15 protein-coding genes are annotated in these 19,891 nt (G+C 60.0%); 6 read left to right on the top strand and 9 right to left on the bottom strand.

The window, feature by feature from the left end:
- The first annotated feature begins 4 nt into the window (after positions 1 to 4).
- The 4 genes from fdh3B to IMCC21224_RS28805 all read left to right on the top strand — a co-directional run bounded on the left by fdh3B (position 5) and on the right by IMCC21224_RS28805 (position 3,482).
- Positions 5 to 598, top strand: a complete 594-nt coding sequence (fdh3B, locus tag IMCC21224_RS02855; RefSeq protein ID WP_047994059.1) for a formate dehydrogenase FDH3 subunit beta — start codon at positions 5 to 7, stop codon at positions 596 to 598.
- Between the two features lie 204 nt (positions 599 to 802).
- On the top strand, positions 803 to 2,026 hold the full coding sequence (locus IMCC21224_RS02850) for a formate dehydrogenase subunit gamma (RefSeq protein ID WP_082135112.1): 1,224 nt from the start codon (positions 803 to 805) through the stop codon (positions 2,024 to 2,026).
- Positions 2,027 to 2,030: 4 nt separating this feature from the next.
- The gene (locus IMCC21224_RS02845) at positions 2,031 to 3,350 is read left to right on the top strand and encodes a c-type cytochrome (RefSeq protein WP_047994058.1); all 1,320 of its coding nucleotides are present in this window, start codon (positions 2,031 to 2,033) and stop codon (positions 3,348 to 3,350) included.
- A 3-nt stretch (positions 3,351 to 3,353) separates the two neighbouring features.
- Positions 3,354 to 3,482: a hypothetical protein gene (locus IMCC21224_RS28805; protein WP_255347981.1), complete on the top strand. Its 129-nt coding sequence runs from the start codon at positions 3,354 to 3,356 to the stop codon at positions 3,480 to 3,482.
- On the opposite strand, the gene IMCC21224_RS02840 is transcribed toward IMCC21224_RS28805, so the two are convergent.
- From IMCC21224_RS02840 to IMCC21224_RS02810, 7 genes are all read right to left on the bottom strand, one after another.
- Positions 3,479 to 4,804 (bottom strand): aspartate aminotransferase family protein, encoded by a 1,326-nt coding sequence (locus tag IMCC21224_RS02840; protein ID WP_047994057.1) that lies wholly within the window; start codon positions 4,802 to 4,804, stop codon positions 3,479 to 3,481. The genes IMCC21224_RS28805 and IMCC21224_RS02840 overlap by 4 nt on opposite strands.
- 146 nt (positions 4,805 to 4,950) lie before the next feature.
- Complete coding sequence (locus tag IMCC21224_RS02835; RefSeq protein ID WP_047994056.1) at positions 4,951 to 5,922, bottom strand: C45 family autoproteolytic acyltransferase/hydolase; 972 nt, start codon at positions 5,920 to 5,922, stop codon at positions 4,951 to 4,953.
- Positions 5,923 to 5,931: 9 nt separating this feature from the next.
- Positions 5,932 to 7,392, bottom strand: a complete 1,461-nt coding sequence (locus IMCC21224_RS02830; protein WP_047994055.1) for a biotin carboxylase — start codon at positions 7,390 to 7,392, stop codon at positions 5,932 to 5,934.
- 24 nt (positions 7,393 to 7,416) lie between these two features.
- On the bottom strand, positions 7,417 to 10,155 hold the full coding sequence (locus IMCC21224_RS02825; protein WP_047994054.1) for an aminotransferase class I/II-fold pyridoxal phosphate-dependent enzyme: 2,739 nt from the start codon (positions 10,153 to 10,155) through the stop codon (positions 7,417 to 7,419).
- A gap of 69 nt (positions 10,156 to 10,224) precedes the next feature.
- The gene (locus tag IMCC21224_RS02820; RefSeq protein ID WP_082135111.1) at positions 10,225 to 11,220 is read right to left on the bottom strand and encodes a carbon-nitrogen hydrolase family protein; all 996 of its coding nucleotides are present in this window, start codon (positions 11,218 to 11,220) and stop codon (positions 10,225 to 10,227) included.
- A 175-nt stretch (positions 11,221 to 11,395) separates the two neighbouring features.
- Positions 11,396 to 14,164 carry a TRAP transporter permease gene (locus IMCC21224_RS02815; protein ID WP_047994053.1) on the bottom strand — a complete coding sequence of 923 codons (2,769 nt, stop codon included), beginning with the start codon at positions 14,162 to 14,164 and terminating at the stop codon, positions 11,396 to 11,398.
- A 129-nt stretch (positions 14,165 to 14,293) separates the two neighbouring features.
- Complete coding sequence (locus IMCC21224_RS02810; protein WP_047994052.1) at positions 14,294 to 15,250, bottom strand: TAXI family TRAP transporter solute-binding subunit; 957 nt, start codon at positions 15,248 to 15,250, stop codon at positions 14,294 to 14,296.
- Positions 15,251 to 15,629: 379 nt separating this feature from the next.
- Here IMCC21224_RS02810 and IMCC21224_RS02805 point away from each other — a divergent pair, with 379 nt between their 5' ends.
- Both IMCC21224_RS02805 and IMCC21224_RS02800 read left to right on the top strand, forming a co-directional pair.
- On the top strand, positions 15,630 to 16,208 hold the full coding sequence (locus IMCC21224_RS02805) for a cupin domain-containing protein (protein ID WP_047994051.1): 579 nt from the start codon (positions 15,630 to 15,632) through the stop codon (positions 16,206 to 16,208).
- A 75-nt stretch (positions 16,209 to 16,283) separates the two neighbouring features.
- Complete coding sequence (locus tag IMCC21224_RS02800; protein WP_047994050.1) at positions 16,284 to 17,894, top strand: FMN-binding glutamate synthase family protein; 1,611 nt, start codon at positions 16,284 to 16,286, stop codon at positions 17,892 to 17,894.
- Positions 17,895 to 17,897: 3 nt separating this feature from the next.
- Here the strand turns inward: IMCC21224_RS02800 and cobU are convergent, their stop codons facing one another.
- Positions 17,898 to 18,404 carry a bifunctional adenosylcobinamide kinase/adenosylcobinamide-phosphate guanylyltransferase gene (gene cobU, locus IMCC21224_RS02795; protein WP_047994049.1) on the bottom strand — a complete coding sequence of 169 codons (507 nt, stop codon included), beginning with the start codon at positions 18,402 to 18,404 and terminating at the stop codon, positions 17,898 to 17,900.
- Between the two features lie 15 nt (positions 18,405 to 18,419).
- Complete coding sequence (locus tag IMCC21224_RS02790; protein WP_047994048.1) at positions 18,420 to 19,886, bottom strand: cobyric acid synthase; 1,467 nt, start codon at positions 19,884 to 19,886, stop codon at positions 18,420 to 18,422.
- Positions 19,887 to 19,891 lie beyond the last annotated feature (5 nt).

The raw sequence follows: 19,891 nt of genomic DNA, 5'->3' as shown, positions 1-19,891 counted from the left end.
ACACATGGCACGAGCTAAATTCCTCGTCGACGCTGAACGCTGCATCGAATGCAACGCCTGCGTCACGGCCTGCAAGAACGAGCACGAGGTTCCGTGGGGGATCAACCGCCGCAAGGTGGTCACGATCAACGACGGCTCGCCTGGTGAGCGGTCAATCTCGGTCGCGTGCATGCATTGTTCCGATGCGCCCTGTATGGCGGTCTGCCCGGTAGACTGCTTTTATCAGAACGAAGAGGGTGTCGTTCTGCACTCCAAGGATCTGTGCATCGGTTGCGGCTACTGCTTTTATGCCTGCCCGTTTGGCGCGCCGCAGTATCCGCAGGCCGGCAACTTTGGATCGCGCGGCAAGATGGACAAATGCACGTTCTGCTCTGGCGGACCAGAGGAGGACAACTCCACCGCCGAGTTCCAGAAGTATGGTCGCAACCGGATCGCCGAAGGCAAACTGCCGATCTGCGCCGAAATGTGCGCGACCAAGGCGCTGCTGGCCGGTGACGGTGACGTGGTGTCCGGGATCTACCGCGAACGCGTTGTCGCGCGTGGCTTTGGATCTGGCGCATGGGGCTGGGGGACGGCCTACGACCAAAAGGGCGGCTGATCAACGCCCCCCTGTACCGCGACAATCAGAGCCCCGGCATTGCCCGGGGCTTCTGACCATCAGGCAGAGGTTGGCCGAACAGAGCAACCAAGCCTTTGCCGACGCCGCCCCGTGCGATACCATTTGACGGCCAGACGATCTGACCACAACGCCATGGCACCCGGCCGCACCACCGGCCCGCGCCCATTGCAAGGGAGACTCAGGATGACCCTGATTTCACGACTGCTTTGCCTGATTGCCCTATGCACGGGGCTGATCGGCACCGGTTCAGTACACGCCCAGAACACCGCTGAGCCTGCGCCTGTCATCGACCGCAGCCAGACCGGCGGCGCAACCACGCTCGAGGATATTTTGCGGCGTCAGCAGGGCCTTAACGTCGACAATGACTACCGGGCCGACAATATCGGGAATCCCGATGACGCCCCACCTGCCGATACCCCCCTCGGCACCCGTGGCGGGGCATCGGATCCGGAACTATGGCGCGCCCTACGGTTTGACGAGGCACAGGTTTCGACGCAGCAGCGCGGGCCGGGGGCCAAGGTGCTGATCCAAGACAACGGCATGTGGTGGTTGCAATTCCGCCGGGGTCCACTGATCACCTACGGCGGTTATCTGTTACTGGGCACCATCGCGTTGCTGGCCCTGTTCTACCTGATCCGCGGTCGTATCCGGATCGAGGGCGAAAAGACTGGTACCAAGCTCGAACGGTTCAAGCTGATCGAACGAGCGAGCCACTGGATGCTGGCCGGATCATTCCTGCTGCTCGGATTTACCGGGCTGATCTCTCTCATGGGGCGGAAATTCCTGATACCCACCTTTGGTCACGACAGCTTTGCGTTTATCGCAACTTGGTCGAAATGGCTCCACAACAACGTCAGCTGGGCGTTTATCGTCGCGCTTGTGCTGATTTTTATCATGTGGGTGATCCACAATCTGCCAGACCGTACTGACATCAACTGGATCCTCAAGGGCGGCGGCATCATCGGCCATGGCCACCCGCCAGCCAAGAAATTCAACGTCGGGCAAAAACTGATCTTCTGGTCGGTGATCGTGCTGGGCTCGTCGATCGCCGTTTCGGGTCTGTCGCTGCTGTTTCCGTTTGAAATGCCGCTGTTCGGCGCGACCTTTGCCAAAATCAACGCGCTGGGTGTGCCCGAGTTGCTGGGCTTTGCCCCGCTGCCCGCCGATCTGACCCCACATCAAGAGATGCAGTACAGCCAGCTTTGGCACGCGATTGTCAGCTTTGTACTGATGGCGATCATCCTGGCACATATCTATATCGGGACGCTCGGTATGGAAGGTGCCTATGACGCCATGGGCAGCGGCCTGGTCGAAGAGCAATGGGCCAAAGAGCACCATTCGCTTTGGGCCGAAGAGGTCAAAGCGCGAAAAGGCCCATCCCCCAAGGGCGCAACCCCGGCGGAATGAGGCCATGCGCGGGGTGATCCTGGCCTTGCTGACGCCGACCGTCCTGACACTGGGCCTGGCCGCGCGGCCCATCCCGGCGGCGTCGGATGAGTACTTTGCGCTGAGCGGTCACGGCGGGCCAATCATGGGCATCGCCGTCTCCCCCGCCGGGCGCATCGCGACGGCGAGTTTCGACAATGCCGTCGGACTCTGGCAGGACGAGACGCCGCGCTGGCTGGATCAACATCGTGCGGCGGTAAATTGCGTCTTGTTCGTTTCCGAAACCGAGCTCATCTCGGGGGGGGACGATTTCGCGCTGGTGCGCTGGGATCTGACAACCGGTACGGCGACCCAGCTTGAGGGACATGCAGGCAAGGTCAAGGCACTCGCGCTGTCCCCTGACGGCGCGACTCTGGCATCTGCCAGTTGGGACGGCAGCATCGGGATATGGTCGCTGACGGGGGGGGCGACGCAATTCCTGCGGGGCCATTCCGGCGCGGTAAACGATGTTGTGTTCTCGGATGACGGCACGCGCCTTTATTCCGCCTCGGCGGACGGGTCGCTGCGGGTCTGGGACGTGGCGACCGGTCAAGAGGCGTTGCGACTGGTCGAACACGGCTTTGGTATCAACGAGTTGGCGCTGAATGATGTGGCAGGCTGGCTAGCCTATGGGGCGGTGGATGGCGGTACGCGGGTGGTCGATCCTGTCAGCGGCAACGAATTGGCGGACCTGTCGCTTGACCGCCGCCCGATCCTCGCGCTTGCAGCGTCCAACGATGGTAGCCTGCTCGCCGTGGGTGACGGCGAAGGGTATATCATGGTCGTCGACACTGCCACCTGGCGCGTTCTGCGCGATTTCCGTGCTGCCGCCCGCGGGCCGGTCTGGACCCTGGCATTTTCACCGGATGGCGCAAATATTCATGCCGGCGGACTGGACGACACCCTGCATTCTTGGCCGATTGCGACAATCGACGAACACGGTCAGATGCAAACCACCGACCGATCCTTTCTTGCCGATCCCGACGCGATGCCCAATGGCGAGAGACAGTTCAAGCGCAAGTGCTCGATCTGCCACAGCCTGACTCCGGGCAGCGCGCGCAAAGCCGGACCCAGCCTGTCCGGGCTGTTCGGACGACAGGCAGGCACGGTGGCCGACTACACCTATTCCCCGGCGCTGGACAAAACTGCGTTGATCTGGACCGCTGAAACGGTGGACGCCCTGTTCGATATCGGACCCGAGCACTATATTCCGGGCACAAAGATGCCCATGCAACGCATCACCGGCGCGCAGGATCGCGCCGATCTGATTGCCTATCTGCGCGCACAAACCGCGCCCAAGGAGTGAAATATGAAAGCCATGATCCTCGGAATCGGCGCCATGATCGTGATTGCCATCGGCGCCAATCTCGCACTGGACGAGATTGGCTTTTCTCAGGCGGATGTTAGCGCGAGTCCCAATGTTCGGCTTGGGGATTAACCCGGCAGTGACGTCGTGATCGCGGCGGCCAGCTTGTCCACAAGTTCAGTGATCTGCGCGTCGTCGATAATGAACGGCGGGGCCAGCAGGATGTGGTCCCCCCGTTTGCCATCAATTGTGCCGCTCATTGGATAACAGGCAAGGCCGCCGTCAAAGGCAGCCTGCTTGATCTTGGCAGCCAGCTTCAGGGCTGGGTCGAAGGGCGCTTTCGTGTCGCGATTCTGTACAAGTTCGAGGCCCAGAAACAGCCCCCTGCCCCGAATATCCCCAACATGGGCGTGCTGGCCCAGCCGTTCGTCGAGCAGTGATTTCAGCGCGACGCCCTGCGTTTGCACCCGCTCGAGCAAGTTGCGATCCAGTACCGACCGGACAACGGCCAAAGCCGCAGCCGCCGCGGTCGGATGGCCGATATAGGTGTGGCCGTGTTGAAAGAAACCAGAGCCTGCGCCGATGGTATCGTAAATCCGAGCTGTACAGAGCATGGCACCGATGGGCTGATATCCCGCCCCCAGCCCTTTGGCGATGCACAGGATATCCGGCGCGACCCCGTCCTGTTCACATGCAAACAGCGTGCCAGTCCGCCCCATGCCACACATGACTTCGTCCAGAATCAGCAGGATGCCGTACTGGTCGCAAATTTCGCGAATGCGTTTGAAATAGCCGGGCGCAGGCGCAAGTGCCCCCGCGGTAGCACCCACAACCGGCTCGGCGATGAAAGCCATGACTGTTTCCGGGCCGACGCGCAGCAACTCCTGTTCCAGAAGATTGGCTGAACGCAGGCCATAGTCCGCATCGCTCTCGTCCATATGTTGCAAACGGTAGGGGTAGCAGGGATCAATATGGCTCATGTCGAGCAGCAGAGGACCAAATTGCGCCCGACGCCATTCATTGCCGCCAGCAGAAAGTGCCCCGATGGTATTGCCGTGGTAGCTTTGCTTGCGGGCGATGACACGACCGCGCTGTGGCTCGCCCTTTTCGACACAGTACTGCCGGGCCAACTTGATCGCGGCCTCGGTTGCCTCGGAGCCGCCGGAAACCAGATAGACCCGGTCGAGCGTACCCGGCGCGTGTTCGATCAGCAGATCGGCCAGCGCCTCGGCTGGTTCAGAGGTGAAAAAACCAGTGTGGGCATAGGCAAGCTGATCGAGCTGCGCCTTGATCGCGTTGATCACAGTAGCGTCGCCATGGCCGAGACAAGAGACCGCCGCGCCGCCGGAGGCATCGAGATATCGCTTGCCTGTAGAATCGATAAGGTAGCAGCCCTGCCCGCCTACGGCTGTCGGTGGTGCGGATTTCATCGAGCGGGGAAAGATGTGGGACATGGGGCATCCGATGTTGAAGTTGCTGGCGTCGGGGAGAAAACTGTGACGGTGGTGCGGGTTTCCAGAGCCGACCGGGGGCGCTGCCCCCGGCCCCCCGGCGTATTTAGAAAGAGAAGAAGGCTTGGCCGATCACGCGATGGCGGATGTCACGCCGCGCCCGGAATCTGGACCTGGCGGGTCCCTTCCTCGAACGCGTCCATCGACAAGGGCCACGTTGTGCCGGGCCAGCGAATCTCCATCTGCTTTTTCCGGGGGCGGTAGACGGCGGTGTAGAGCGTGCCAAAACCATGGTCAAACGCCGTTGAGTAGAGCGGCGGCTTGAGGAAAGCCGCGATGAACTTGTCTTCGGTATCGCGGTGCAGGGTCAGGCGCTGCAACAGGTAACGTTCGCGCTCCACCGTGGCGGTAAAGCGGGCGTGGCTGATCCATTCGACGTTTTCCTGATGGTTCGTCGCGACCGCGGCGTGGGTGATGATCGTCGGGCGGTCCGGCGCCATCATGGCAGTAAAATATTTGCGGGTTCGGTCCACAACTGTGACGTTGTAGCTCATGTGGGTGGGGACGCGTTTTAGCACCTCTTCGGCCTCGGCCGCCGTCGTGCAGGTTTGCAGAACATAGCGCAGAATCAGCGGCACCCCAAAGCCTTCGCCGACGATGCGTCGACCACCAAAGGTCAGCGAAATGGCAAGCCCTGCGTCATTCATCCCGTCGACCAGCCCCCAAAGGCCGTCAGATGTGCCCATCACCTGCCTGCCCTGCCAGTTGGTGTGCAGAATCAGGCTATCGAATGCGTTCGGATTGTAATCATAGTTGCGCACCAGCACAGGGGCCTTGCCGGGCCAGAGCGCCTGAGAGCAGCCCGATAGATAAGGCGGCGGGCAATAGAACGACAGGAATCGGGATGCCTGATCGCCGCCGCCCGCCAACTCGCAAAGCTGATCGTAGAGCGGCAGCATTTCCGGCATGTGGCGTTTCAACATGCGCACACTCTCCATATAGGAGGCACGCATGCTGTCGCCCTCCTTGAGCCACCAGCGCTGATAATCCGGCCAATATTCGCGGAAGAGCCCAGCCCATTTCGGGCCGGGCTGATCCTCGGATATGGCGCGCCAGTACATGGTCATCCGCTACATGATCTTAAAGGCGGGATCGGCAAAGGCCGGACTTGCCTCGGCCACCGGCAGGGGGCGACCCGACACCGATTGCTTGATCCCGTGAATCCATTTCCTGGCGCGATCATTCAATTGGAACGCTTTGGTCATTGAGCGGCCACGGGTCACAAGGATGCCGATATCGGCACCCTCATAGCGGTAGTCTCCGGGGCCCAGGATACGCAGAAAGAACGCCTCGTTTTCGGATTCCACAGCGCGACGGTGATAATCGAAGCGATCAAACACCACACGCCCGTCTTCGAGCATCTTGTAAATGCCAGTTTCTGGCGCAGAGGTGCAGATGTCGACGCTGTCATCCGTGTGCTTGATCACCATCTGCGACCAACCGTCGATCATTTCGGGGTCGGCCCAGCGGTTGTTCAGTTCGTCCACATCAAGGTTGAATTTCTTTTTCGAGAATTCCAGCAAGTGGAACAGAAACAGAGGCGCATCGGCATGGGCAAAGGCGGCGTGGTTCGTCATCGACGATGCGCCGGTGATGCGTGGATTGAGTTCGCCCAGCCAGAGATCGCCAGTTTTTTTGTCGATCAGGAAATCGAGTTCGAAGTAGCCACGGTAGCCTTCCTTGCGCAGCTGTTCGCCGAACTTGAAGGTGAGATCACGCGCCTGATTGCGAACCTTGGGCGGGAAGGCCGTGCTGAGGATCTCGTTGCCGCACCAGCCGCCACGATAGGGGGTCAACTCTTTGAAACCGACAAGTTCGGTCATCAGCGGGCCGACGATGGTTCCCTGCGATGTGGCACATGCCTCGATTGCGGACCCACGGCAGTCGATCCGTTTCATGATCTTGATCTCGCCCTCGCCGATGATCTCATGCTCGTGACGGCGGAAATCAGCCTCGGATTTGATGAAGAACGTGGTGTGGCCCGAATCTCCAAAGGCCGATTGCAGCACCAGGTCGTGCCCGATGCCGCCCTGTTCGCAGGTGGCGCGCAGATCCTCGTAGGATTTCACCTCGGCCAGAACGTTCGGCACCGACGGCACGCCGGCCTTGTTGCCGATGCGGACGGTTTCGATCTTGTTGTCCATCGACTGGCGCAGTTTGGCCTTGGGGAACCAAACATCGGCGCCAAACTCTTTGGACAGGCGTTCGGTTTCTTCATCGAACATCAGGAACACAAACTTGGGTTTGCCGCCGCGTCGTTTGATGAAGTCGATGACCTCTTTGTGCTGCAACAGATAGTTGTTGATATCCTCGATCGACTGAAATTCCGCGTGTGGCTGTTCGGACGGGCAGAACACGTTCGGGTGCTTGCCATCGTAGCAGTCGATATAGCAGATATATTTGAAATTCTTGACCCATTCGTCGATGCCGAGCAGGTTAAAGTTCGTCGCCGAGATGAAATAGACCGGGTCTTCGTTGCGGTGAAAGAACCGGCGGATTTCCGAGATGTTTTTCAGAACCGTAGTGGCCATGTGTTTGTATCCCTATCTGTTGGTTTATTCTGCAGCGGTGGAAAGTTTGGCGCCGACAAGCACGTCCAGCGCCTCTTTGGTAAAGACCCGCAGGCCCAGATCGGCGCGATAGCCGTGGATTTCGCTGACGTCGAGCGCCCGCATAAAGCTAAGGATTTCCTGACTGACGACCTGGCCCGGCACGAGGATCGGAAAGCCCGGCGGATAAGGGATGATGAACGAGGCCGATACCACCTCTTGCCCCGAATCCATCGCATCCTTGAGGCTGCCGTCAAGTTCCAGATAATCGCAGTTCCTTTCATCATAAGACAGAAAGAACGCCGTGCGGATGTCACCTTCGGGGGTGCCGTTATCGGCGCGGAAGGCGTCGTGAAAGCGGCTGAAGTCAGGCAGCGGCGGCAAGTCCTCCATCAGGTTGCGCACCCGCCGGTCAAAGCCCTTGCGCTCCATCAGAGAGGCATCATCAAGCAGATCGTCAAGGCCTTTGGCGATCTCGACCAGTACTTCGATCAGATAGGCCACCGACGACCGCGTCGTGCCAATATTGGTCATGAACAACACGGTGTTGCGCGAGGTTTTGTTGATCTGGATGCCGTATTTGTCCATCAGGATCTGGGTTTTGAACGTATCGCCGTCCCAGCCGGTGCCACCGACGGCCAGCGTCACACGGGTCGGGTCGAGGACAAATTCGTCCATTTCCCAGCAATCCCACAGATCAGTCCAACCCTGCTCAGCGTCATAATAGCTTTGCACTCCGCTTTCGCGATGCGTCTCGGGGATCATGTCGCCTGCTGTCAGCACTTTGAAATACTTTTGCAGTAATGGATGGGTGGTGATGGCGCGGCGCATCGACATCGCCGCCTCGATCTGACGTTGTACAAACTCGAACCCTTCGAGTTCGACCTGACGGCGGCCGACATCCAGCGAAGCGATAATCTGGTAGTTGGGCGAGGTCGAGGTATGGGTCATATAGGCTTCGTGAAAGCTCTGTTCGACCTCACCTTTAAAGTCCTGATCGTTGACATGGATCATCGACCCTTGCCGCAGCGAGGTCAGTGTTTTGTGGGTGGATTGCGTGCCATAGACCCGCACCCGCGCTGAGGGCGGCGGGATCAGCCGGGTTTTCAGCAACACCTCGTCATCTGCGTCCTTTAGCTTGGCCTGCTGTTTGTCATAGGCGCGGGCGTGTGCATCGGTGCGAAACTTGGCGCGCAGATTGTTGGCAGCATTCATCGCGGTACGTCCGCGATATGTCGGGTTGAACCTGGCAAAGGCGAACCACGCTTCGTCCCAGAGGAAAACCAAGTCGGGCTTGATCGCCAGACATTCCTCCATCACCCGTTCGACGTTGTAAACTAGGCCGTCAAAGGTGCAGTTGGTCAGCAGCAGCATCCGCACGCGATCGAGTTTGCCCGCAGCCTTGAGGTCGAGCAGGAGCTTCTTGATCTCGTGCAGCGGCACTGCACCATACATAGAATATTCGTTCAACGGATAGCTGTCGAGGTAACAGACCTGCGCCCCGGCCAGCACCATTCCATAGTGGTGCGATTTGTGGCAATCACGATCGACCAGCACGATGTCACCGGGGCGCACCAGCGCCTGCACCACGATCTTGTTACAGGTCGAGGTGCCATTCGTGGCAAAGAAGGTCTGTTTCGACCCAAAGGCGCGGCTGGCCAGTTCCTGCGCCTCTTTGATCGGGCCGTGCGGTTCAAGCAGACTGTCCAGCCCGCCGGACGTGGCCGAGGTTTCAGCAAGGAAAATATTGGGGCCGTAAAAGGCGCCCATGTCCTGGATCCAGTGACTTCGGGTGATCGATTTGCCGCGCGAAATCGGCATCGCGTGGAACACGCCGGTCGGCTGCTTCGAATACTCGACCAATGCGGTGAAAAACGGGGTTTTGTTGCGAGCCTGCACCCCCCTAAGGATGTTCAGGTGCAGCTCCATGAAGTCTTCTTGATTATAGAACACCCGGCGGCAAATCCCGAGATCGAGTCCGGCGATATCCTCGACCGAGCGTTCGGTGACCAGATAGGCGTCCAGCTCGGGACGGACTTTGGCCACCAGCCGACACAGTTCAGGACCGAAATCCTCGGGTTTGAGTCCGTCGATTTCGCCCTGATCGGCCGCGTTTTGCAGATAGCGGTCGATCATCGGCATCGCGACCTTGGATTTCAGCACAAGGCCCGGACGCACCACAATCGCCTGAATATTATGGTTGAACAACACCGCAATCAGCGCATCCTCAAGGCTTGGCACCACAACCGCCTCGTAAAGAAACGGATCTTCGGGGCGGCGCATACTCTGGACGTTCTTTTTGAGCCAACGTTCGTGATGTTCGTTGACGTTATCCACGATCAGCACTTCGAAATAGGGTTTGGACAGGGCGCGCGCTTCGGGCGGCAGCATCGCCTCGTCGTCCTGTTCGTCGTGATCAGCCGAGTCGCGGTCCAGCGGTACATGCCGCCGCCGATACGCGCCCGAGGTCAGAGCGCGCAGCGCACGATGCACGGAAAAGGCAACATCTTCGAATTTGCCATGCTCGAACTGGCGGCGCATGTGTTCAAACGCCGACATGCCCGGAAACGCCCAATAGGGTTCGATCACGGCCAGGGCATCAAACAGCGCCGTCGCGCGTTTCCTGAGCGCGGTGATCTGGCGTTCCGGCGCCCCCTTGGCCAGAGCGTCGGTGGTTTCGCGCAGTGCGGCCCACCGATCCGACCTGAGCTGCACGGCGGAGTAATATTCGTTAACGGACTGCATCGGTCTGGTCTCCCCTTGGGCAGATGACAGGCGGTGCAGTCCGAACACATCGTTCGAAGTGCGCCAGTGTCAGCCGCTGGATGTTTTCCCCATGACCGCCTGGATCCCGTGAGGCCGGTTGATCTGAGCCGTCTGAGGGTCGTGAGTGGGCGCCACATCGGGCACTAGCTGTGCCTCTGGACCGGTCGGCACGTGCAAACCGGCGCGGCTACCCTGTTGCGGAATTTCAAGCGGCCCGAGCGTGTACAGGTACGCATCCGAGCCACTGGTCCGATCGTAGACCGGAAAATCGTTGGACCGATCGCGAAAGGATTTCAGCACCTGGCCAAGACCCTTCATGCCGGTTTCGCGCTGACGGCGCACCATCGACAGATCGACCTCGATCGGGAACATGTCCTCCTGGCCAGCGGACTGGTGCAGGACGGTGGCGCTGGGATCGACGACGATGGATTTGCCCACACCGCCGGCACCAAGGCCATTGACGGCAAAGACGTAGCACTGGAACTGCGCCGCAGTGGCCCGTGCAATTGCCAGTTCGGCGTCGCGGTCGGTGGTGCCGGTCAGCACTGGGTTCAACAGGACCTCGGCACCCATCGACGTCAGTTGCCGTGTGGTTTCCGGGAACCAGATATCGTAGCAGATCGACAGGCCAAAGCGGCCCACATCCGGCACGTCAAACACGCAGAAATCGGTACCCGCCGTGATCCCCGCCTCATAGGGGCGAAACGGGAACATCTTGGCATAGCGGCTGACGATCTGGCCATCCGGGTTGATCACCACGGCGGTGTTGCGCACCAAGCCATCGACGCCCCGCAGGAACATCGAGCCGGGGATCAGCCAGACGCGATGGCGGCGCGCCGCCTCGCAAAACAGGTTGATCGTGTCATTTTCCGGCGGCAGCGCATATTTATCCAGCGGGCCATAGGGTGCCAGTTCACTGAACAGGACCATCTGGGTCCAAGGAAAACGGGCCATCAGCACGTCAAGCCGGTGGATCATGCCATCTACATTGGGCTGAAGGGCCTGGACGTACATTTGTACACCGGCAATTGCGAAAGGCGTCATTTGGTAAGGTCTCCATAGACGCGGAACCGCCCTGGGATCATCCCGCCGAGTGGTTCCGCTTTGCCCATGTCTTACGCTCTTGCGCCCTGAGTGCAATGTATCAGGGCAGTTCCCGACACGGCGACGCACGGGAAAGCCACAAACATGTTACCTATATGCTGGTTATTCGCGCGCATTAGGCTGCCGCCTTCTGGCGCGCGCTCTTTTCGTTGCGACCGCGCTGCAGGAACACGACCAGAGCCAGCAAAAGCAGCGCAGGAATGAACATCAGGTATTTCGACGGCGTGCTGACAGGTTTAAGCACGCGCAGTACCTCTTGATCCCAATCCAGCCCGGCATCGGACGCGACTGAGCCATAAGCCACATCGTCAATGAACATCTTGTCCTCCTCGGTACGGAAGGCGAGACCGGCATTCTCTAGCTTTTCCTCGCCCGTGGCCCCTTCGCCGATGGGCAGCAGGGCCACAAATTCGATCGGATCACCCAGATCGTTGACCCCCGACACCCGCAGGCGTAACTCGTCCCCCGCAGGAACATCCTCAGCAGCAGCGGCGATTTCGGTCGGAGCCTCTTCGCTATAGGGCGGGAACACCATATCCATCCAGAAACCGGGCCGGAACAGGGTAAAGGCGATCAGCAACAGGGCAATCGACTCGTACACCTTGTTTTTGGCTAAGAACCAGCCCTGCGTCGCAGCAGCAAAAAGCAGCATAGCAATGGTGGCGACGACAAAGACAAATATACCCTGCGCAATCGTTACGTTCATCAGCAGCAGTTCGGTGTTGAAGATGAACAGGAATGGCAGCGCGGCGGTGCGTAGCGAATAGAAGAATGCGATCACTCCGGTCTTGATCGGGTCGCCACCAGACACGGCCGCAGCGGCAAACGAGGCAAGGCCAACAGGTGGCGTCACATCCGCCATGATCCCAAAGTAGAACACAAAGAGGTGCACAGCGATCAGCGGCACAATCAACCCATTCTGCTGGCCCAGCGTCACGATGACCGGGGCAAGCAGCGCAGAAACCACGATATAGTTCGCCGTGGTCGGCAACCCCATCCCCAGGATCAGCGACAGGACCGCCGTCAGCAACAGGATCGCCATGATATTGCCGCCTGACAACACCTCGACCACATCGGCAAGGGCTGAACCGACGCCGGTCTGGCTGACCGCGCCCACGATGATACCGGCGGTCGCCGTGGCGATGCCGATGCCTATCATGTTGCGCGCACCAGTAACAAGACCGTCGATCAGGTCGTGAAAGCCATCTTTGATATCGCTGGCCAAACGGCTCTCGCCACGGAACATCTGCATCAGCGGACGCTGGGTCAGCAGGATAAAGACCATATAGCTCGCCGCCCAAAACGCCGAGAGGCCGGGCGAGAGACGGTCGACCATCAATGCCCAAACCAGCACCACAACCGGCAGGATATAGTGCAGACCCGAACGGATCGTCGGCCCCGGCAGCGGCAGCGATGTCACCGGCGCGTTCGGATCATCCAGTTCCAGTGGCGCCTCTTTTGACGCGACCCGCAGCAGAGCGACATAAACCGCGCTGAGGCCGATAAAGATGATGTACCCAGCCGTTGACGGGAACAATGTGCGGATCCAGCCCATGCCATAATAGACTGCAAACGACAGAAAGCAGATCATCGCCACGATAAACGCCATGCCGATCAGACGCTGAACGATAGGTTTGGGCGTATAGGCGCGCGGCAGCCCCTCCATCCCGGCCTTGAGGGCCTCAAGATGGACGATATAGACCAGCGCAATATACGAGATGACCGCCGGGACAAACGCGTGTTTGACGACATCGAAATACGGAATGCCGACATATTCCACCATGAGAAAGGCCGCAGCCCCCATCACCGGCGGCATGATCTGGCCGTTGACCGAACTTGCCACTTCGACGGCTCCGGCCTTTTCCGAGCTAAAGCCGACCTTCTTCATCAGCGGAATGGTGAATGTGCCGGTGGTCACGACGTTCGCAATGCTAGATCCCGAAATCAGGCCGGTCATGGCTGAGGATACGACAGCCGCCTTGGCCGGTCCGCCCTTCATATGACCCATCAGCGAAAACGCCACCTGGATGAAATAATTGCCCGCCCCGGCGCGGTCCAGCAAAGAGCCGAACAACACAAAGAGGAATACGAAACTGGTCGAAACCCCCAGCGCGATGCCGAACACACCTTCGGTGGTGATCCACTGGTGATTGACGATTTCCGACAGATTGTTGCCCTTGTGGGCGATGATGCCGGGCATATACGGGCCAAGCACCGTGTACATCAGGAACACCGAGGCCACGATCATCAGGGCGGGGCCCAATGCGCGGCGGGTCGCCTCAAGCAGGATCATTATGCCGATAACCGCGACGACAAAATCCTGCGTGATCGGCGCACCGACCCGCCCGGCAATGTCGCGGTAAAAGACATAGAGATACAGCGCGGTCGCAGCGCCAATGATCGCCAATGCCCATTCCCAGACAGGCACCTTATTCTTGGGTGAACCGAGCACAATGCAGGCCACCAGCGCGATCACCACAATCGGGATCCACCAGATCGACGATCCATCCTTGGCCCCCATCATGAACAGCACGCCAAGGATCACCGGGATCAGAATGCCCAGCCCAAGCTGGAATTTTGTACGTGTGGCGGGAAAGGCAGCAAAGGCGAGAAACACCGCGAATGCCAGATGGATCGAGCGCGCCTCGGTATCGTTAAAGACACCCCAGCCGACGATGAACGGGATCGGCGAGGCGAACCAGAGCTGGAACAGCGACCAAGCCAGCGCGACCAACATAAGAAACGTGCCGACCGGGCCCGCAACGCTGCGCCCGCCAGTGTCGGAGGAGGCAACAAGCTCATCCAGCTCGTTCTGGCTCAGGCCCCCGTGGCCTGCGGCTTCCATTTCAACGGCGGCGGCCTGCTGTTGGTCTTTGTCCGACATGTCACATTATCCCTGTAGGGTCATCGCCCCGAGCCGGGCTTGCTACCCGGGAACATCGTTAGAGCAGGGCGGCGATCTGGCCGCCACCCTGATTGTTGCTACCGTCCCCGCAGGGACGCCGGGTGTGGATTACATCCAGCCACGTTCGGTGTAGTATTTCACAGCGCCAGGATGCAGCGGCGCGGACAGACCGTCCTTGATCATGTCCTCTTCCTTGAGGTTCTCGAACGCCGGGTGCAGTTTTTTGAAGCGGTCAAAATTGTCAAAGACTGCCTTGACCACTTCATAAACCACATCGTCGGGAACATCAGCCGAGGTCACAAATGTCGCCTTGACGCCGAACGTGGTTACATCGTCGTCCGTGCCTGCATACATGCCGCCCGGAATGGTAGCTGTCGCGTAAAACGGGTTGTCGGCGATCAGCTTGTCGATGGCTTCGCCCTGCACCGGCACGAGGTTGGCCTCGATGGTGGATACGGCTTCTTGGATCGATCCGTTGGGGTGGCCGACGGTGTAGATGATCGCATCCACCTTGTTATCGCCCAGCGCAGCAGCTTGTTCGGCGGGCTTCAGCTCGGAAGCGAGCGCGAAGTCGGCCATGGTCCAGCCCTTGGCGTCGAGAACCACTTCCATCGTGGCAAGCTGGCCGGAACCGGGGTTGCCGACGTTGACGCGCTTCCCCTTGAGATCGTCAAAGGAATTGATGTTGGCATCCTTGCGGGCGATCACGGTAAAGGGTTCGGAGTGAACCGAGAACACCGCGCGTTCCTTGTCGAACTTGTCGCCCTCAAACTGCGAAGAGCCGTTGTACGCGTGGTATTGCCAGTCGGACTGGGCGACGCCCATGTCCATGTCACCCGCCTTGATCGCGTTGATGTTGGCGATCGAGCCGCCGGTCGACGGGGCGGTGCATTTCAGGCCGGTCTCAGCGCTGTTGCGGTTCACCAGACGGCAGATCGACTGGCCGACGACGAAATACACGCCGGTCTGACCACCGGTGCCGATGGTGATGAACTTTTCCTGCGCCATGGCAGCAGTCGAGGCAAGTAACCCCGAGGCCAAGGCGATGGATTTGAGATAGGTCATTCGTGTCTCCCTGAATGATGTAGTTGGTCGTAAAGGTGCATCCGGTCGTCGGCGGATCCAGCGATAGAATACACGTCTTCTGTGGTGTCAAAGCATCATGCCCCGACGTCCTGAAAATCTATGGTCCAGTTTTCCGCCGCTCCTGCACCCTGGCTTTGGCGCGCGGTGCCCCCCCTTGGGCTGCCTGACGGCAAATGTTTCATTACCACGGGTCTTGTGCCCTGCTCCCGGTGTATGCACCGACGAGTCGACTCAGCGTAGTATTGTTTATTATTTCGATCAAGTCGGTTACGGTCGGGTTTGGAAAGACGTCCACAATGCGCGATTTATTCTTTTTCTTTCAGCATATTGAACGTCACCCGGGGGATTCGAAATGAACATGGATATTGGTCGGCGCCTAAAAACCCTGCGCAACGCGAACGGATTCTCGCAGCGCGAACTGGCCAAACGGGCGGGGGTGACAAACGGCCTGATTTCGATGATCGAACAGAATCGATCCAGCCCGTCAATCGCCTCGCTCAAGCGGATTCTGGATGCGGTTCCGATGACATTTTCCGAGTTTTTTTCCAACGACCTGCCGGACGAACCCGGCGACACGATGATCTTTCGCGCCCACGAGCTGCGAGAGATCAATCCGGCCGAGGCGCTGAACCTGCCGCGCGATGCCGCGCGACTATTGTCATTACGTCAGGTCGGCGACGCCGCGCGCCACACCATCCAGATGCTGCGGGAAACCTATTCGCCGGGGGCTGACACCGGACCCGAACTTTACAGCCACGCCGCAGAAGAGGCCGGCATCATCATTGAAGGTGAGATCGAACTGACAGTTGGCGACAGAACATCGACCCTTGGTGCAGGTGATGCCTATATCTTTGACAGTCGGACCCCACACCGGTTTCGCAATTCGGGTGAGGCGCGCTGCGTGTTGATCAGCGCCTGCACCCCCGCCACGTTCTGACGATTTTTACAATTCACCCCTATAGCACTTTGGTCAAATGACGCCGCCGCAACGATTGCCCAATCAGGAAACTTTATGAAACACCTCGCCACTCTGGACCGCTATGCAACGCTCTTTGGCTGCGCCCTGATCGCAATTCTGTGCCTTGTCGCCAGCTTGTGGTCGGGTTGGATGCTGATCCCTCTCGTCATCTTTGTGGCGTTGACGCTGCTGGGGTTTCACGACCTGCGCCAAACCAGCCATTCGATTCTGCGCAACTATCCGGTGATGGGTCATATGCGGTTCCTGTTCGAAGGTGTGCGCCCCGAGATCCGCCAATACCTGATCGAAAGCGATCAGGATGAGGAACCGTTCAGCCGCGATTCCCGCGCGCTGGTCTATCAGCGGGCCAAAGGGGTCGAGGACAAGCGCCCCTTTGGCACCCGCAAGCGGGTATACGATGCCGGATATTCCTGGTTGACCCACTCCATCGCGCCCAAGCATCTCGACAACAGCGATTTCCGGGTTCGGATCGGCAATCCCGCCTGTTCACAGCCCTACGATGCCTCGCTGTACAATATCTCGGCGATGAGCTTTGGATCGTTGTCGGCAAACGCGATTCAGGCGTTGAACACTGGCGCCAAGCTGGGTGGCTTTGCCCATGACACTGGCGAAGGATCAGTCAGTCGTTATCACAAGGCTGGCGGCGGCGATCTGATCTATCAGGTCGCGTCGGGCTATTTTGGCGCACGGGCGGCAGACGGCACCTTTGACCGCGACAAGTTCCGCGAGACGGCGTCGCTGGATCAGATCAAGATGATCGAACTCAAGCTAAGTCAGGGCGCCAAGCCCGGCCATGGCGGTATGCTGCCTGCCTCAAAGATATCGCCCGAGATTGCCGAGGCGCGGGGGATTCCGATGGGGATCGACTGTGTATCGCCCGCCGGGCATTCGGCGTTTTCGACTCCGCTGGAGATGATGCGATTCATCGGTGACCTGCGCGATCTGTCGGGGGGAAAACCCGTCGGTTTCAAGCTGTGTATCGGGCATCGCCGGGAATTCATGTGCATCGTCAAGGCGATGCTCGAGACCGGGATCGTCCCCGATTTTATCGTCGTCGATGGCACCGAGGGCGGCACAGGCGCAGCCCCACTGGAATTTTCCAACCATGTCGGTATGCCGATGAACGAGGGGCTGACGTTCGTACACAACACCCTGCTTGGCGCGGGGCTGCGCGATCAGGTCAAGATCGGGGCGGCAGGCAAGATCACATCGGCCTTTGACATCGCAAGGGCGCTGGCACTGGGGGCGGATTGGTGCAACGCGGCGCGTGGCTTTATGTTCGCCATCGGCTGCATTCAGGCGCAGGCCTGTCACACCAACCACTGCCCGGTCGGCGTGGCCACGCAGGACCCTCTGCGTCAACGAGCGCTGGACGTGGGCGACAAAAGCCTGCGTGTCGCCCGGTTCCACACCAACACCCTCAAGGCGCTGGGGGAAATGGCGGGGGCTGCCGGTCTGGACGATCCCCGCGCCTTTCTACCGCGGCATTTCATGACACGGCAGTCGGACAATCAGATGGTCACCGGAGACGAGGCGTTTCCCTACATGCCAGCCGGGTTCCTGATCAACGGGTCTGGCGATGACAAGGGGTACACCGAACGCTGGGCGCGGGCTGACGCCGCCAGTTTTTCGCCCAAGGACTAAGGGTCACTTGATGCGCAGGCTCTGGCCGCAAACGACCAGAACAACGGAATCGGCCACAGCGCCCAGCGCCTGATTCATCACGCCGGAGGCATCGCAATATTCGCGTGCCAGCGCATTTGCCGGGACAATCCCCTGCCCGACCTCGTTGGTGACAAGGATGACCGGATCGGGCTGCATCGGCAGCGCGGCACACAGCTGTGCAACCGCACCCTGCCAGTCCGCGCCCGCCAGCATCAGGTTCGACAGCCAGAGTGTGAGACAATCCACCAGCACCGCACCATTGCCCTGCGCGCGCTCCAGCGCACCCAGCAGGTTCAGCGGCTCTTCGATTGTGCGCCAATCCGGGCCACGCTGGAGCTGGTGCCGGTCAATTCGCGCGCGCATCTCGGCATCGCCGCGCTCAGCCGTTGCGATATAAACCGGCTGACCGGAGTGGGTGCGCGCCTGTGCCTCGGCAAAGGCGCTCTTGCCAGATTTTGCACCACCGGTGACAAGCATGATATGGGGCATGAGACGGCTCCGGGTTCAGGTGGGGGTACGGACCTCTTGTGCCAGAGCGAACAGCCCGTCAATATCAAGATGCGCCTCAAGATGGTTCGCCAGCGCATCGAGGATCGTTTCAACCGTTGCAGAATACTGCGTCACCCCCGGCACTTGCCCCTGCCCGCGCAGCCACGCAGCACGAAACCCGTCCGCACCAAACAACCCGTGCAGATATGTGCCCATAATCCGGCCACAAGGCGAAACGGCACCCTCAGACCGCTCAGCGATACGAGCAAAGGGGCGCGAAGTGTCGGGGCCGGTGGTCTGGCCGATGTGGATTTCGTAGGCCGAAACGCCTTCACCGGTCGCGAGATGAACGGCGGTGACGCGACTCAGGGTTTTGTTCGCGATCATCGTTGTCTCAACGTCCAGCAGGCCAAGGCCGGGTGAGGTTCCCGGCGCGCCCTCGATCCCGTCGGGATCGGCAACGCAGTGGCCCAGCATTTGATATCCGCCGCAGATCCCCAGCACCTGCCCACCGCGCCGCACATGGGCGTACAAGTCGATATCCCAGCCCTGCGCGCGCAGAAACGCCAGATCGCCACGAGTCGATTTGGTGCCGGGCAAAATCACCAGATCAGCATCGCCGGGCAAAGGGTGGCCCGGCGGCACCATGGTCATGCGCACTGATGGTTCTACCTTTAGGGGGTCAAGGTCGTCGAAATTCGAAATCCGCGACAGCATTAGACATACGATGTGGAACGGACCATCACCGGGGCCCGAGCCAAGGTCGACCGCATCCTCTGCAGGCAGCAGATGCGCCCGGTCGAACCACGGCACCACCCCGAAACCGGGCCAGCCCGAGTGCTGCGCGATCAGATCATAACCATCGTCAAACAGCCGGGGATCGCCACGGAATTTGTTGACCAGAAATCCCTTGATCTGCGCGCAGTCACCTGCGTCCAGCACGGCGCGGGTTCCGACGATTTGCGCAATCACCCCACCCCGGTCGATATCCCCCGCCAGCACCACCGGCACACCAGCGGCGCGGGCAAAGCCCATGTTGGCGATGTCACCCCCGCGCAAATTGACCTCGGCGGGGGACCCGGCCCCTTCGACGATCACCAGATCAGCGGTTGACGCCAAACGACGAAAACTGCCGGCCACCTCGGCCAGAAGCTGCGGTTTGATCCCGGTGTAATCGCGCGCCAAAAGCCGTCCGCGCGACCGGCCCAGCACGACGACCTGGGCACCGGTGTCCGTGTCGGGCTTTAGCAGCACCGGGTTCATATCCACCACCGGCGCACGGCCCGATGCCAACGCCTGCAACGCCTGCGCGCGGCCAATCTCTCCGCCGTCCTCCGTCACGGCAGCATTGTTTGACATGTTCTGCGGCTTGAACGGCGCAACAGAGATCCCGCGCCGCAAAGCGACGCGGCACAGCCCCGCCACCAACACTGATTTCCCGACGTTCGAGCCGGTGCCCTGAATCATCAATGCGCGCGGCATCGTGC

This window comes from Puniceibacterium sp. IMCC21224 (assembly GCF_001038505.1).
Taxonomy (GTDB): Bacteria; Pseudomonadota; Alphaproteobacteria; order Rhodobacterales; family Rhodobacteraceae; genus Puniceibacterium.
The sequence above is the reverse complement of the archived record's forward strand: the minus strand, read 5'-3'. Positions and strand labels throughout refer to the sequence as shown.